This window comes from Alteromonas lipotrueiana (genome assembly GCF_019249245.1).
Taxonomy (GTDB): domain Bacteria; phylum Pseudomonadota; class Gammaproteobacteria; order Enterobacterales; family Alteromonadaceae; genus Alteromonas; species Alteromonas lipotrueiana.
Window position 1 is genome coordinate 1 of sequence record NZ_JAESDK010000023.1, and the last position, 13,467, is coordinate 13,467.

At 46.3% G+C, this 13,467-nt stretch carries 14 protein-coding genes; 1 reads left to right on the top strand and 13 read right to left on the bottom strand.

Features of this window, described 5'->3' with window-relative positions:
• Positions 1-163: 163 nt before the first annotated feature.
• The 10 genes from JK130_RS14215 to JK130_RS14260 form a co-directional block, all read right to left on the bottom strand.
• The gene (locus JK130_RS14215; RefSeq protein ID WP_218354992.1) at positions 164-652 is read right to left on the bottom strand and encodes a GIY-YIG nuclease family protein; all 489 of its coding nucleotides are present in this window, start codon (positions 650-652) and stop codon (positions 164-166) included.
• Positions 653-998: 346 nt separating this feature from the next.
• Positions 999-1,652, bottom strand: a complete 654-nt coding sequence (locus JK130_RS14220) for a LiaF domain-containing protein (protein ID WP_218354993.1) — start codon at positions 1,650-1,652, stop codon at positions 999-1,001.
• A 377-nt stretch (positions 1,653-2,029) separates the two neighbouring features.
• Entirely contained in the window at positions 2,030-2,842 is an 813-nt protein-coding gene (locus JK130_RS14225) for a hypothetical protein (RefSeq protein WP_218354994.1), read from the bottom strand.
• A 37-nt stretch (positions 2,843-2,879) separates the two neighbouring features.
• The gene (gene fabG / locus JK130_RS14230) at positions 2,880-3,611 is read right to left on the bottom strand and encodes a 3-oxoacyl-ACP reductase FabG (protein ID WP_218354995.1); all 732 of its coding nucleotides are present in this window, start codon (positions 3,609-3,611) and stop codon (positions 2,880-2,882) included.
• A gap of 7 nt (positions 3,612-3,618) precedes the next feature.
• Positions 3,619-5,913: an MMPL family transporter gene (locus tag JK130_RS14235; protein WP_218354996.1), complete on the bottom strand. Its 2,295-nt coding sequence runs from the start codon at positions 5,911-5,913 to the stop codon at positions 3,619-3,621.
• Between the two features lie 9 nt (positions 5,914-5,922).
• Positions 5,923-6,624, bottom strand: coding sequence for a LolA family protein (locus tag JK130_RS14240; protein WP_218354997.1), 702 nt, complete (start codon positions 6,622-6,624; stop codon positions 5,923-5,925).
• Complete coding sequence (locus JK130_RS14245; RefSeq protein WP_218354998.1) at positions 6,621-7,037, bottom strand: acyl-CoA thioesterase; 417 nt, start codon at positions 7,035-7,037, stop codon at positions 6,621-6,623. The genes JK130_RS14240 and JK130_RS14245 overlap by 4 nt, the downstream gene beginning before the upstream one ends.
• A 5-nt stretch (positions 7,038-7,042) precedes the next feature.
• Complete coding sequence (locus JK130_RS14250; RefSeq protein WP_218354999.1) at positions 7,043-7,297, bottom strand: acyl carrier protein; 255 nt, start codon at positions 7,295-7,297, stop codon at positions 7,043-7,045.
• A gap of 11 nt (positions 7,298-7,308) precedes the next feature.
• Positions 7,309-8,157, bottom strand: coding sequence for a lysophospholipid acyltransferase family protein (locus JK130_RS14255; protein WP_218355000.1), 849 nt, complete (start codon positions 8,155-8,157; stop codon positions 7,309-7,311).
• A complete protein-coding gene (locus JK130_RS14260) occupies positions 8,150-9,088 on the bottom strand; it encodes a chorismate transformation FkbO/Hyg5 family protein (protein ID WP_218355001.1) in 939 nt (312 codons plus the stop codon). Before JK130_RS14260 ends, JK130_RS14255 begins: the two co-directional genes overlap by 8 nt.
• Positions 9,089-9,295: 207 nt before the next feature.
• Here JK130_RS14260 and JK130_RS14265 point away from each other — a divergent pair, with 207 nt between their 5' ends.
• Positions 9,296-10,687 carry an AMP-binding protein gene (locus tag JK130_RS14265; protein WP_218355002.1) on the top strand — a complete coding sequence of 464 codons (1,392 nt, stop codon included), beginning with the start codon at positions 9,296-9,298 and terminating at the stop codon, positions 10,685-10,687.
• Between the two features lie 67 nt (positions 10,688-10,754).
• Here the strand turns inward: JK130_RS14265 and JK130_RS14270 are convergent, their stop codons facing one another.
• Genes JK130_RS14270 through JK130_RS14280 form a run of 3 tightly spaced genes read right to left on the bottom strand, consistent with a single transcriptional unit; the run spans position 10,755 to position 13,467 of the window.
• Complete coding sequence (locus tag JK130_RS14270; protein WP_246587815.1) at positions 10,755-11,987, bottom strand: beta-ketoacyl-ACP synthase; 1,233 nt, start codon at positions 11,985-11,987, stop codon at positions 10,755-10,757.
• A 14-nt stretch (positions 11,988-12,001) separates the two neighbouring features.
• Positions 12,002-12,454, bottom strand: a complete 453-nt coding sequence (locus tag JK130_RS14275) for a hotdog family protein (RefSeq protein ID WP_218355004.1) — start codon at positions 12,452-12,454, stop codon at positions 12,002-12,004.
• A 35-nt stretch (positions 12,455-12,489) separates the two neighbouring features.
• Positions 12,490-13,467, bottom strand: coding sequence for a lysophospholipid acyltransferase family protein (locus tag JK130_RS14280; protein ID WP_218355005.1), 978 nt, complete (start codon positions 13,465-13,467; stop codon positions 12,490-12,492).

Here is a 13,467-nt window from a genome sequence, read left to right on the forward strand (position 1 = left end):
GATATGACGCCTACTGAGTATAGAAGCGCTGCCTGAATATTCTACGAAATAACTGTGTTATTAATGGGGTATTTACATAGCGTATCCAGGGTGGTTGAGATGCTAGAAAACCAGGAAAAGAAACGACAAGCATTGTACGCTATCGCCCCAAAATGCTTTCCATTTAACTTGTGGGCTGCAGCTTATCTAGACGCATGCAGTGCTTAGTTACCCAGATCTCTTTATCAGCCGAATATCGGTTTCTTATATTCCAGTCTGGCTTAAGGTGTTTGATCATTTTTTGCTCCAGGCTTTTGCTAATATTAAGTTCCCCCATATCAGGTATATTGACGTAAGGGCAAACTGCAACCCACATTGCCAGCTCTGAACCTTCCCTAAGAGCCTCAGCAAGTTTGTCGTATATATGGTGCACAACATAACCTTTGCTAAGCCATCGGCTTTTCAGGGTATATGTGAACTCCCCTATATAGACGATCTCTTCATCTCTAGATATGAAATAAAGGGTTTCACCAATTTTTTCATATCGTGCATCTCTCAAATTGAGCAAAATTTCAGAAACCCAAGTCTTTAACTGACACGGGGTATCCGCAAAAGAAAAATTCCCAATTTTTAGGTATTCGAATCCGAGCAAGTATTTTTTTGTGCGATCCATGCATTCGTCCTTAATTTACTACTAGTCAAGATAACTGCTTATAAAGTAATTCATACTAGCAAATTCTTCAAAAGTGAATAGCTAATAGGACAGTCACTTGCTTTAAGTTGCCCTATTCAGTGTTTCTCAGTGACTGTCCTATGCGTAACTATGCGTAACTATGCGAAATGCGTACTATCAAACCATGGGTGATTGTTTTCAGTGCTCGTTACGCCATACTAAATGAGTCTGTTTTCCTACCTATAAATAGGTTCATAAAATAGCGAATGTCTATACTTTGAAAAATTCAAATCAAGCTGATATACAACTGACGTCAGGACTTTTTAATAAGCCAATCGGCGTTAATCTAGGGCTTACTATTGAATATGACTTTCATTTGGTTGGCGAAAGCCACAAACTTTTCTTTAATCGTCTTTTTCACCTTTATGTCCAGACCACCAAACATGACTAAGCCTTCTACTGTAATGGTGGGAGCTTGACGCGAAGCAATAGACGGGGCTGTATTATCTATTCCCCCTAATATACAGAAGGCTTTTGATACCACATTAATATCTTCAGGCACATAAATGTCGTTGCCGCCAAATAAACACAACACTTTAATTGTTACATTTGGCGAGGTGAAAATGGCATCAGTGAAATCAATATCTGCCCCGCCGAACAAAGTTAAAATGCGTATTTCTTTTGCGACTTGCCATTGTCCGCTACGATTAGAGCCGCCTAAAATATTAATGATATTGTCAGTTTTAGGAGTATCACGATTATTTGTATAATTAATGTTCAGGTGCCGTTCTTTTTCAGAAGCAAACTGAGAGTCAGTACTTTTGTTCAGGTCAGCGACTAACCCCATAGTAGTTTGATGATCCTGACTGGCGATAGCTTCATCTAGTCGGCGTTCAAAGGCTTCTGCCGAAATTACTCCATGACTATAATTGAATATAAGAACATCGATAACTTCTTCACGAACTTGCTCTATTGGTCTGTCTTCCAACTTAACTGACATACTATTTGCCCCATCACTGTTAACAATTCAATAACATGTAGCAGGCATTATGCCAAATGAATTTACTATATATTACATATAGTTGGGGTATTCAGCTCTACTTAAAGTTAGCTAAACCCATAAATATTAGTGGTTTTGACGGGGTAATCATCAGACTGACCGCTATCCCCTTCGCAATGGGGTAGCAAAAGTCTAACCAGTACTTTTTTGCGATTGTTGGCCTGAAGGCCAGGCACAACTACACCTGCTTACGTTTTGCTAAAGCGCTAAGTGGATTTTAAAAGTTTGGCGAGAAAAACAATTTGTAAATGGCGAGAAGACTGGGGCCCAACATAGAAAAAGCGGACTATTTACTGTCCGCTTTTCTTCCCTGCTACCTAAAATGTATAATCAGGTATGGGTTCGTTAAACATCCCTTTTTGATACTGCTCGGCAGCCTCCTCGGGCAGTTCGTCAAGATTTGATTCTGCATACCGACGTAACTTTCTGAATTCGCCGTTGTCTTCAATTTCACGTAAAACATCTCGGTAACGAGCCATTTTGCTGCGTCCAATCGCGTTGGTCAGCCAGGCAAAAGTGTCGACCTGATTCTTCTTTACTTCCTTGTAGTGGGTTAGCAAGATTTCTGCAGCGATATCACCCAATATTTCGCTGCGAAGCTCTCTTGAAGCCATTTCTCTGGCAGCTTGCTTAAGGTTGCTAAGATCTCCGGCCAACATCTTTTGTTTCAGACGACTGATGACTTCAGCGTCAGTATCTTTTGTGTATAAGCCTTCAGGTAACGCGTATCCACCCGCGACATATTGCTCACCTTCTGCCCCCGGCAACTCATCCAGCGCGGTATCTGCATGACGTTCGAGCTTATCGTTTTGGGCGTGTTCAACCACCTCAGATAATACATTGTAGTAGCGTCCATTTTCAGAGGCGCCTATAGCACGGGCCAGCCACGCCAGCGAATCTATGTCTGAGCGCACCGCATCCGGGTACTTTTTTAACAGTATTTCAGCGCCAATATCCAATAATTCCGGCTCTGATATTTCACTATTATAAATCTGTTTTGAGGCAGATTTTAACTGTGTCATATCCCCAGAAAGCAACATATCGGCCAGCTTCTGTTCTTCGGGCTCTAACTTTGCCACTGCATTAAATGCCAACATCAACGCCATTGCGCCGGTAGATAAGTATCTCATTTAAATTTCCTTATGTTGAGATGAGTTGAAGTTGCCGCTAGTACATACCGCCATTAACACTAATTACCTGACGGGAAATATAGCGGGCTTCGTCTGAAACCAGAAAACCTATAGTATTGGCTACATCTTCCACATGCCCGAAGGTACCAAGTGGGATCATTTTTTTCGCTTCATCTGCAACAGCACCTTCAATCATGCCTGTTTCGATAACACCTGGCGCCACGCAGTTAACTGTAATTTTACGTTTGCCCAACTCGATTGCCAACGATTTGGTCGCACCTACAATGCCCGCTTTAGACGCACTGTAATTGGTTTGCCCACGATTTCCCATAAGACCCGAAACAGAAGACAATGTTACTATTCGGCCGCCTTGGCGCAGTCGAATCATTGGCATAATGGCAGGATGCAAAACATTATAAAAACCGTCGAGATTAGTATGAACCACCCCATCCCACTCTTCGCCGGTCATGGCCGGAAACGCTGTGTCGCGAGTCACCCCTGCATTACACACTACACCGTAATAAGCCCCGTTTTGTTCAATATCAGTCTCAATTGCTTCGCGCGTACCTTCCCGGTCGGCAATATCGAATTGCAGCGCCACCGCAGTGCCACCGTCAGTCTGGATATCATCAACCACTTTGGCGGCCTCGCGCTTACCGCTGCGATAATGCACGGCTACTGCAAAGCCCTGAGCTGCCATTTTATAGGCTGTGGCTTTGCCAATACCGCTACTTGCTCCTGTGACAAGAATTCTTTTTTGGGCAGACATAAAGTCCTTATTCCTTTTGTTCAGGCTCACCGTTAAACAGGCTTATTGCCGCAATAAAATTAATTGTGTTGCCAATCAGAATGATGCTACCAAAAGCCTGAACTACCGGCATTGCACTGAATGCGAGCAAACCGAAAGAAAGCAAACTCGTAACCGCTGAAAGCAGTATGGCTTGTTGGGTTGTTTCTGGTTGTGCAGTCATTTCCCGGGCGAAAATAACGTAATCCATTCCCAGTCCTAACACCAAAAACAGCGCCATAATATGAAAGACATTGAGTGCCTGTCCAGAGGCCGCCACCAGCGCCACAGCAATTAAACTGGCAGATGCCGGTATAAGCAACAGCAGCGCCGCAGACGCACTGCGGTACCACATTGCCAGCAGCACACTGACAAGGCCATAGGCAATCAGCAACAGGGTAGCCCCGCTCTTACGCTGTGACTTGAGTGCTCGGGTTGCATCACCCAGCGTATTCATATATTCAATGGCAGGAATAGCCTCGGCTGCGGCGGCAAGCGCTTTTAAATCACTATTTTTGCGAATTAAGGCAAAGCTGTAAATTTGCCCGACTCGCTCGCTTAACAAAGGCGGCAAAGCTGGAACCTGCTGCGCCAGTGTAGAGAAATGCAGTACCTTACCCTCTGCTGCATGATAAGCCGCCTTTACCGGTGCCAAGGATGCAGCAGGCAAGCCCAGAGCAGATGCAAATACGTCGAGGGCGCCGCCATCCGCATATATTGTTGCCTGCAGCTCGTAGTTGCGTTTTTGATCTTCGGGAGAGGCAAGCCAGTCTGAAATGCCGGTCACCATTTCACGGCTCGCACCCGGGAAATCATACAAAGCATCGAACGCGTCATATATGTGCTGCGGGTGTTGCCCGCGAATAAGCAAATAACGTCCGGGTTCATATACCTGGGTAAGTGCCGATACGGCTTGCTCCTGTTCAAGTAAAGCCGGAGACACGTGAAAGAAACGTCGGGGATCATCGTTTACATTAACACTGCCCACCAAAAGGTACACCACACTGATACCCGCCAACCCCAACCCAAAGGCGGTGAGTACGCGCGGACGACGTGCAAATACGTTTTGCCAGCCACGAATGACCGACTTCAACATAGTTTGTCTGGCTTCGATAGGACGACGTACCACCAGCGGTCCAAGAATCATCACACTAAGCCAGGCCATGGCCAATCCTGAACACGAAAATAATGCGATTTTTTTTAGGATGGTGAGATTGGCCAGGCTTAAAGCCCCATAGCCAACCAGCGAAGTAATGACGCTAAGTAACATAGCGCGGCGCAATACATTATCAGAGTGGCCCTTACGCGATTCAGACGCATTTTTACCTGACAAAAAGTGGTAAAAATAATGCAATGAATAATCGACCACAATGCCAATCAGGCTGGCGCCAAACACAATAGTGAGTACGTGTACCGACCCAAAGACCCAGATGCTGGCCAGCACCCCAAAGCCGACACCGGCGGCAATAGAGCCCACCGCTAATGTTAAGGGCAACAACGAGCGAAACACCAGTAGCATTAATACCAGCACGCCAATACCCGATCCGATGGCAATCAGCTGAATATCTGCTTTGGCCGACTGTGCCGAGTCCACGGCAAAAAAGAACATACCGGAGTGCAGTACGGTTACATCAAATTTGTGGCTTGTACTTTGTTCGGCCGCTTTTATTTGCTCGTACAGGCTAAACTGCTGTGCCATGTTGTCGGGAAAATCGGTGAAGGTTACCGCAAATGACACTACCGACTCCCCCTTCTCGGTGACCCGGTCAGCTGTTTCAATACCGCCTGACATAGCCAGCAGGTAGTCAGAAAACCAGCCCAGAGGATCGTCTTCAAATGGGATCAGCCTAACGCCATCCCCCAGCTGATATAATTTTCGTTGAGCCTCGCCAGCCAATTGCTCTGCATTTTTGTTTTTTAGTGCTTTATGCTGAGCTTCAGTAAGAAAATTAAACCGGTAAGGCGTGACTATCGGTAGATAATCATTCAGTAAACGCTCGTTTTTTACAGCGGCAAGGCCAGGCAACTCGTCAAGGGAGGTTTGCAGCGCGTTCACCGCATTATGGGTACTGCGCTTGTCGGTGCCCTTTACCACCACCGTAAAACGCTGGCTGATATCGTTGGCAAGACTATCCAATGCGTATTGAAGACCCGGGTCTTTGACTTTTTCAGGGTTCAGGTCATTGATGTTTGTATCAATCTGAATTGCCTGCGGGTTAAGTGTGGCGAACAGTACGCCGGCAACGATGAAAAAAACAAAGCACAACCGAACAAGAAACATCATGGCCGGTAATTACAAAGCATCGTAACGGGAAGGAGAACGCAGCACCTGACACCAGTTTGTTTTGTCAGAATACATTTCAAGACATTGCTCATAGGCTTTACGCTTGCCGTCGAAATTGTAGTGCTTAATCTGCTCTATTAACACCTGGGTATCCTGGCCTGTAGCGTCAGTCACCTTTATGTTTAAGGTTACCGGCGCTGTCTTATCGCCACTCTTACTGATGCGGATAGCTTCCAGACCTTTTTGCATCATTTCGCTTTCAGGTAGCAACACCAGACTTTTGGTCTCTTCCTGGCTCACTGCAAATTCTTCGGCAAAATAGCGGGTGTCTCCCTCTAACAAACGTACAAAAATATTGGACATGATATAGCGTGCCACGCCACTAAGTGGCGAAAGTGTACCGTCGTCCTGCGCTGTGAAATTATTGGTGCTGTTAACGTACAGTACGGCCTCGCTAAACGGCGTACTGGTATGCCAGACAAGCCCCAAATCACAGGCGTAAAAAAAATCGCCAGACGAGCTTAGCGCAGCGGGAAGACCCTTCACGGCTTTTTGTTGTTTAAAATGACCTGAAAAATAACAGTTAGACGGAAATAAGCCTGACAACAGAGACTCTTCGCTTGCCTCGGTTTGCCCTGCCATAGCCGCAGTACTCGCCAAAACAGCGACCATCCATAACGCAGTAAGCCATTTCAAAGATGTTTTTTTCATTTTTTACTTATCCATGCGGCTACCGCATCGGTGAGAAAAGCAGGTGACTCGTATTGCGTAATTTGCTCGGGCATGGCCACGGCAAACTGGGTAGTTTTTGCTTTAGTAAAAATCTCACCTGTCTTTCGGTCTTTAATGACATAGCTGATTTTTAAGCGATTTTCCCACTCAGTCAACCACGACTCCACCACCACCTTTTGTTCAAACAACAAAGGTTTGATGTATTTCACCTGAATATCGACAATGGGGAAAAAGAAACCCTGCTGCTCCATTACGCTGTAAGGACAGCCTATTTCAGACAGCAATGCACATCGCGCCATTTCAATATATTTAGGATAATTACCGTGCCAGACCACACGGTAAGCATCCACATCGAAAAACGGTATGTCGATATCTAAATAGGTTTTTTTCATCAGGGTTACGCTTTTGCAGAAAGCCCGGCAAATACGTCTACCACGTCGCCGATGGTTCTTACCTGCTTAAACTGAGAAGGCGTGATTTCTACATTAGTTGTTTTTTTCAGGTCCACCAGCAAATCAACCGCATCAATGCTGTCAATGTCCAAATCTTCATACAGGCGTGCTTCAGGTACAATCTGGGCAGGATCCAGCTCAAACAGATCGACCAGAATTTCTCTGACCTTTGCAAGAATGCTTTGTTTTTCTTCGTTCATAATGTATTCCCTTAATGTGTCTTTAGTTCTGCCGGTGGAACCGGCGTATCTGTTGAAAGCTGCTTTTTGTAATAGTTTTCCAGATACTGTGTGAGGTGTCTGTACTGCTTAGGTCGTGGTAACGTCCTGTCAATGCACTCCTCCAGCGCCAGTAAATTTCCTGAGCGCAAGGTAAATTCCGGAGTGCCTTGAGGAATATTATACCACTTATCGCCTTTTTTTAGCGCGCGGGGGTAGCATTCAATTACCACAGGCATAATAGAAGCATTTACCGCCACCGCCATATTTGCTGCGCCTCGCTTAAATCGCAACACATTGTCTTCTTTGGTACGAGTACCTTCAGGAAAAATAAGAATATTTTCTCCTGCCTTTAATCGGGCAGCCGCCATGGGTAAAAGCTGTTCTGCATGATTAGGAATAAAGCCTGCCTGCCGCGCTACTGCGCCGGTGAAAAAATTATCCCAAACTGCGCTTTTGACAAAGCAGCACATCTGCTTGTTCACCGCCAGCAACAGCACCACGTCAATCAGTGAAGGGTGATTTGCAATAACAATGTGACCCGGGCTAACCGCATGCATCGACTCAACATCAAAGTGATATCGGATTAACTTAAAAAAGCGCAAAATGCGGATGAAATTCAGGCAGCCTTTATGGATACACCAACGAATCATCCGCTGTTTTTTTGCCGGTGAAATGAAACTCACCGGGCTCAGCAATCTGAAAAATATACCAACCAGAACGGCACCTGTGCCAAATAACACATAACAGGCGCTGGCGATGAAAATTCGCAAAAACCGACGAAGTCTGAAAGGTGGCTTACTGATTTTTTTATTTTGTTGAGAGTGCACCGTTTCAGTCACAAAAACACTCTATTTCTACCAACAGATCTTTACGACAAATGTCAGCCAGCGTGTATACCGCTTCAACCTGGGGATAGTGCGTGGTAAGCCAGTGGCGGATGAAAGCAAGGTGATGGGCATGGCGTATATACACTTTGAATGTGGCCAGTTCACGATTGTCGGGGTTGGCGGTATCAAGCAGGTGTCTGATATTCTCCATGGTTACAGTGAGCTGTTTCTCTATGTCATCTTCACCTAATGTTTGGTGGCCCGTAATACTGGCAGTACCGGATATAAACAAAAAATGAGAGGTATTCAGACTCAGCGCTGTGGCCCGGGCAAAAGAGGGGCTGGTAACTCCATACTGACGAGGATAGTCGTAGGAATTAACCTGGCGATGATTATTGAAATGACGCGGGCGAGCCCGACTGGCAAATACATAGAATACAGCCCCGTCACTGTGGTGACCCAGGGCAGATGCTGCCGGAAAAGCCTGGGCAGAAATCCCCCTTGATTCAAAGGCTTTCAGGCGCCCGGTACAAAACTTTTTATACACCTCGTCATCGCCATTGCCAACATTGATCCCCGGCAGATAATTCCAGAAACGAAAGGGGTGAGGAAATTTATGTTCATCAAGCACGGCTAAAATAGCCTCGTAGGCGAATTGAGTACTTTGCTCAATTTGTTCGCACTCATCTTTACTCAACCAATGAGCAACACAAATCAGATTGTTTGTTTCAGACCAATAGCAACGCCCTGATTGCCCTCTTGTTACCGTTTCACTGACACTCCATGTTTCGTTAACAGGATGAGCATCGGCTTCTTCCAGACCGGTTGCAATCAACCCTTCGCCATACGGTTCACACTGACTGGTCAGCGGCATTACCACCAAAGTTTTGTCGCGGGACAATAATTCTTTTGCTGGGGTGGAACAAAAATGCTGTTTTAACATAAGACAACTGGATGTGAGGTAATGTGACAAGGAAACAAAGCCGCCAGCCTGCGAGACACTGCAATGGTTCAGGTGATCATTCCATGACACAAAATTAGTTTTTATTATAGCGGTAGTTTAAACTAGCAAAAATTGAAAATAAAGCGAATGAACTGACCGTTTACCCGGCTTGTTGAAATTTGTGAACACCTGTAACTGACTCCATCGATGCCAAATACTTTTCCCCTTATTACTCGTGAACCTGAAGATGCTCTTGCGTTTCTAACGCAGCCAGTAGAGCCGATAGGGCTTTCTATAGGACCAATTTCTGCACGGCAATTTATTGCGCATGTAAAACAAGTCGCAAACGCGTTACCTAATCATCAGCATGCCATCAATTTATGTGAAAACCGTTATCTGTTTTTGGTGGGGTTTTGTGCTGCCATTTTGCGAGGCACCACAAATCTTCTGCCCTCCGTTAATAATATTGCCACGCAGGAACAACTTGCCCAGAAGTACAGTGATTGCTTTATTATTCATGATGGCGGGGATATCAGTGGTTTACTCCCTGCCGTTGATATTTTATCGGTTCGGGTTTGCCCGGTAAATACAAGCCATCATGAAGTGCCAGATATCAAAGATGATTTTCTTGCCTGCATTAGCTTTACCTCTGGCTCAACGGGTAAATCCAAGCCCAATCTAAAGTATTGGCGAACCTTGCATCGCAGCAGCCTGATTAATTATTCATTTATGATCCCCGACTGTGATGAAACTTTGTATCAGTTAGCCACAATGCCTGCACAGCATATGTGGGGGCTTGAAACGTCAGCCCTGTTGCCCATGTTTAGCCAAGTCTGTATGAGTGACGCAAAACCGCTCTTTCCCCAGGATATAATTGATACGTTCAAGAGCCTGCCCTCGCCTAAGCAATTGGTTTCAACTCCGGTGCACCTGCGGGCTTTATGTGCACAAATGTATAGCACGGCGCAAATGAACAGCTTGGGGGTCACCCATTCTGTACTTTGTGCTACCTCGGCGTTAACCACAGAACTGGCGCAAGAGGTAGAGCAGAAGTTTGATGCGCCATTACGCGAGGTTTATGGCTGTAGTGAAGTCGGCTCAATGGCAGTTAGAAGAGCCGCACAAGAAGAAACCTGGTTGAAGTTTGAGGGGATAGACTTTACCCAGCAGGGCGAAATGACCACAGTCAGTGCAAAGCATCTGCCGGGCCCAATAGTATTACAGGACTTTATTGAGTTTAAGCAGCCCAACTATTTTGTGCTCGCGGGCAGAGCTTCAGATTTGATTAAAATTGCCGGAAAACGCGGCTCACTTTTCAACATCAATCAGACCTTGTTAACCTTCAAAGGATTAGAAGATGGTATTGTTATTCAACCAGAGTCCACCCGTCTGGTAACCCGTCTGGTTGCGTTTGTCTCACTAAAACCGGGGGCGGAAAAAGCGGCGCTGATTCGGTTTCTACAAACCCACCTGGACAGTGCTTTTGTTCCCCGGCCTGTCTATGTCGTTGACTCTTTGCCCCGAGAGCCAAACGGCAAACTGTTGAGAAAAAATATCGATGCTCTGCACGCTTCGTTAAAAAAGAACAGCAAGCAATAAGCATAAACGGGCATCACCTCGCCCCCAGAGATACCCGTTTATACCTGTAGACTGAGTGGGAAGAGAATCACACCCGTTTGATGATCAATGATGTATTGATACCGCCAAATGCCAGGTTGTTGCTCATAAAGCACTCTGTCGATATTTCTCTGCATTCGTGCTGAATATAATCCAGCGGAGCGCACTCTGGGTCAACATTGTGCAGATTCAAAGTGGGAGCAAACCAGTTTTCCTTCATCATGTTGATGGTGGCCCATACCTCAAACGAACCACATGCACCAAGCGTATGGCCGGTATAGCTTTTCAACGAACTGATAGGTTTGGCACCTAACACCTGATGCGTTGCATGGCTTTCAACAATGTCACCATGTTGTGTGGCGGTACCATGTGCAGATACATAGCCTATGTCATCTGCATTTACACCCGCGTCTTTCAACGCGGTTGACATCACCCGTTGTACGGTTTCAGGATTAGGTTTTACCAGATAAGCGCCATCTGTGTTGGTGGCGTAACCTGCGACTTCTGCAAGAATATTTGCGCCCCGGGCTTTGGCATGCTCGTATGACTCAAGAATCAAGGTACAGGCTCCTTCGCCAAGCACCAGACCGTCACGGTCAACATCATAGGGGCGCGGCGTCGCTTCTGGCGTATCATTTTTTGTGCTCGCGGCGAACAAAGTATCGAACACGGCCGCTTGTGAGGGACAAAGCTCTTCAGCGCCACCGGCTATCATCACATCTTGTTGGCCATATCGAATGGCTTCGTACGCGTAGCCGATTGCCTGACTACCCGCGGTACAGGCACTGGATGTGGTATACATGCGCCCTTGCGTGCCAAAATACACACTGATGTTTACCGCAGCCGTGTGATTCATCATGCGCAGATAAGTACTGCTGTTTATGCGCGAGGTTGAGAAGTTTTCCAACATAGGCGAAAATTCAAGCGCTGCTTCACTACTGCCGGTTGCTGAACCGTAGGCCACGCCGGTAGAGGCAGAACGAATTACCGGGCTCTGTGCCAATCCGGCCTCGGCCAACGCCCGTTCGGTAGCCAGTACACCTAGCTGGGCCACGCGACCCATGCTGCGCTTTTTCTTTTTAGTAAAATGGGCTGGCAAGGTAAAGTTATGTATTGGCGCAGCCAGATAGGTGCCCAACCCTTTGTATTTTTTCCAGTCTTCCATATAACATACCGCCGACTTCTTTGCCTGCAGGGCCGACTTCACTTGTGCCCAGTCATCACCAAGTGCAGACACCACACCAGCTCCGGTAATCACAACACGTCTGTTATTGTTATTCAAACTACATCCTTTTATTAAATCGGCCGGCGGAACACCGACAAACTTGCGGTGGCCAGGCATTGTATGTCGCTACCATCTTGCGGTTCATTTTCAATGAAGCACGCAAAGGTTGCAAGGCCATCGCCTACCACTGCTTTTTCCTCGCACCGAACTTTGTAGGTACCAGGGGTAAAATAATTATGGGTGGTTTTAAATGCCCGGGTACCAAGTAAAAAGCCAAGATGCGGTGTGACCCGCCCCAGCTCCAGCTGATGCCCGGCGATAAGCGCAGCCGTTTGGCCCATATATTCAAGCCCGATCCATGTGGGTACGCCTTTGCCATCTTCAAAAAAGGGGCTAACTTCATCTACGATGACTATCGAAGAGGATGATGTCTCATCAACACTCAACACAGTATTAATAAGCAACATTGGCGGCCGGTGCGGAATTAACTCAAAAAGCCGGCTGTCGAAGCGGGGATCCTGCAACGTGACTGTCCTTCTTGTTATTCTTGTTATTCTTGTTAGTGGGCGGGTATGGGCTTATGGACGCCGGGCTGCCAAAAATCGTAGAAATTAAACCATTGATAAGGAGACACAAGACAATGCTCTTCAAGCTTGTCAGCAAATTGCTGTGCATATTTTTGAAGATCCTGCTGGCGGTTTTTTCTGTTGATTTGTAGCTTGTCGCACAACGAAGCAACGTCAAACACTACCTTATTGCCCACTGTTTCACTGCGATAGGCAAACATGAGTTTGACCGGGCACTCTAAGGCTTTTGCCAGCATGTAGGGGCCAATCGGTAACGGGGCCTGCTCACCTAAAAACTGCACATCGACGGTCCGGTCCAGCCCGCTCAGCGGTACTCGGTCACCGGCAATAAATACCCATTCACCTGCATCAACTTTGTCTTTCAACTTCATGATAGTGGTAACGTTAAACTCATCGACCTGAAACACATTAAGGCGAGATTCATTATTTTCGTTTTGCATCATTTTTACAAAATTGCCTGCGTGTTTGTCATACACCAGAATGTTAATGACCTTGGTGCCATAGCGATGCATAAAACCACGACAAAACTCCAGATTGCCAAAATGTGAGCCAATGATCAGCTGACCCTGGATATCATTATGCAGCGCTTCTATAGCTTTTGGAGATGTCAGAACAAAATCGTCTGTGGTAATTTCATCCAGCCAGCCAAGCATTTTATCCAAAATGACTTCAGCAAAACTTTTAAAGTGCAGTAATACATGACGATAACCGGGTTTATGTTTCCAGTATTCGGGCTTACAGCGGTAATGCTTCAACAGGTATTGCAGCGATGCCTTGCGCTGCTCTTTCCGGCACAATACAAAGTACATCGCTACCGGATACATGATTAATGAAAATACCCGTCGGTTGAATACCCGGTAGATAAAGAAAACCAAACGCATGGCTGCCATAGTCCCACCCTCGCGGGTTTGAGACCAGTGCGACTTAGCCGTATTTTGAGTTTCAGACAT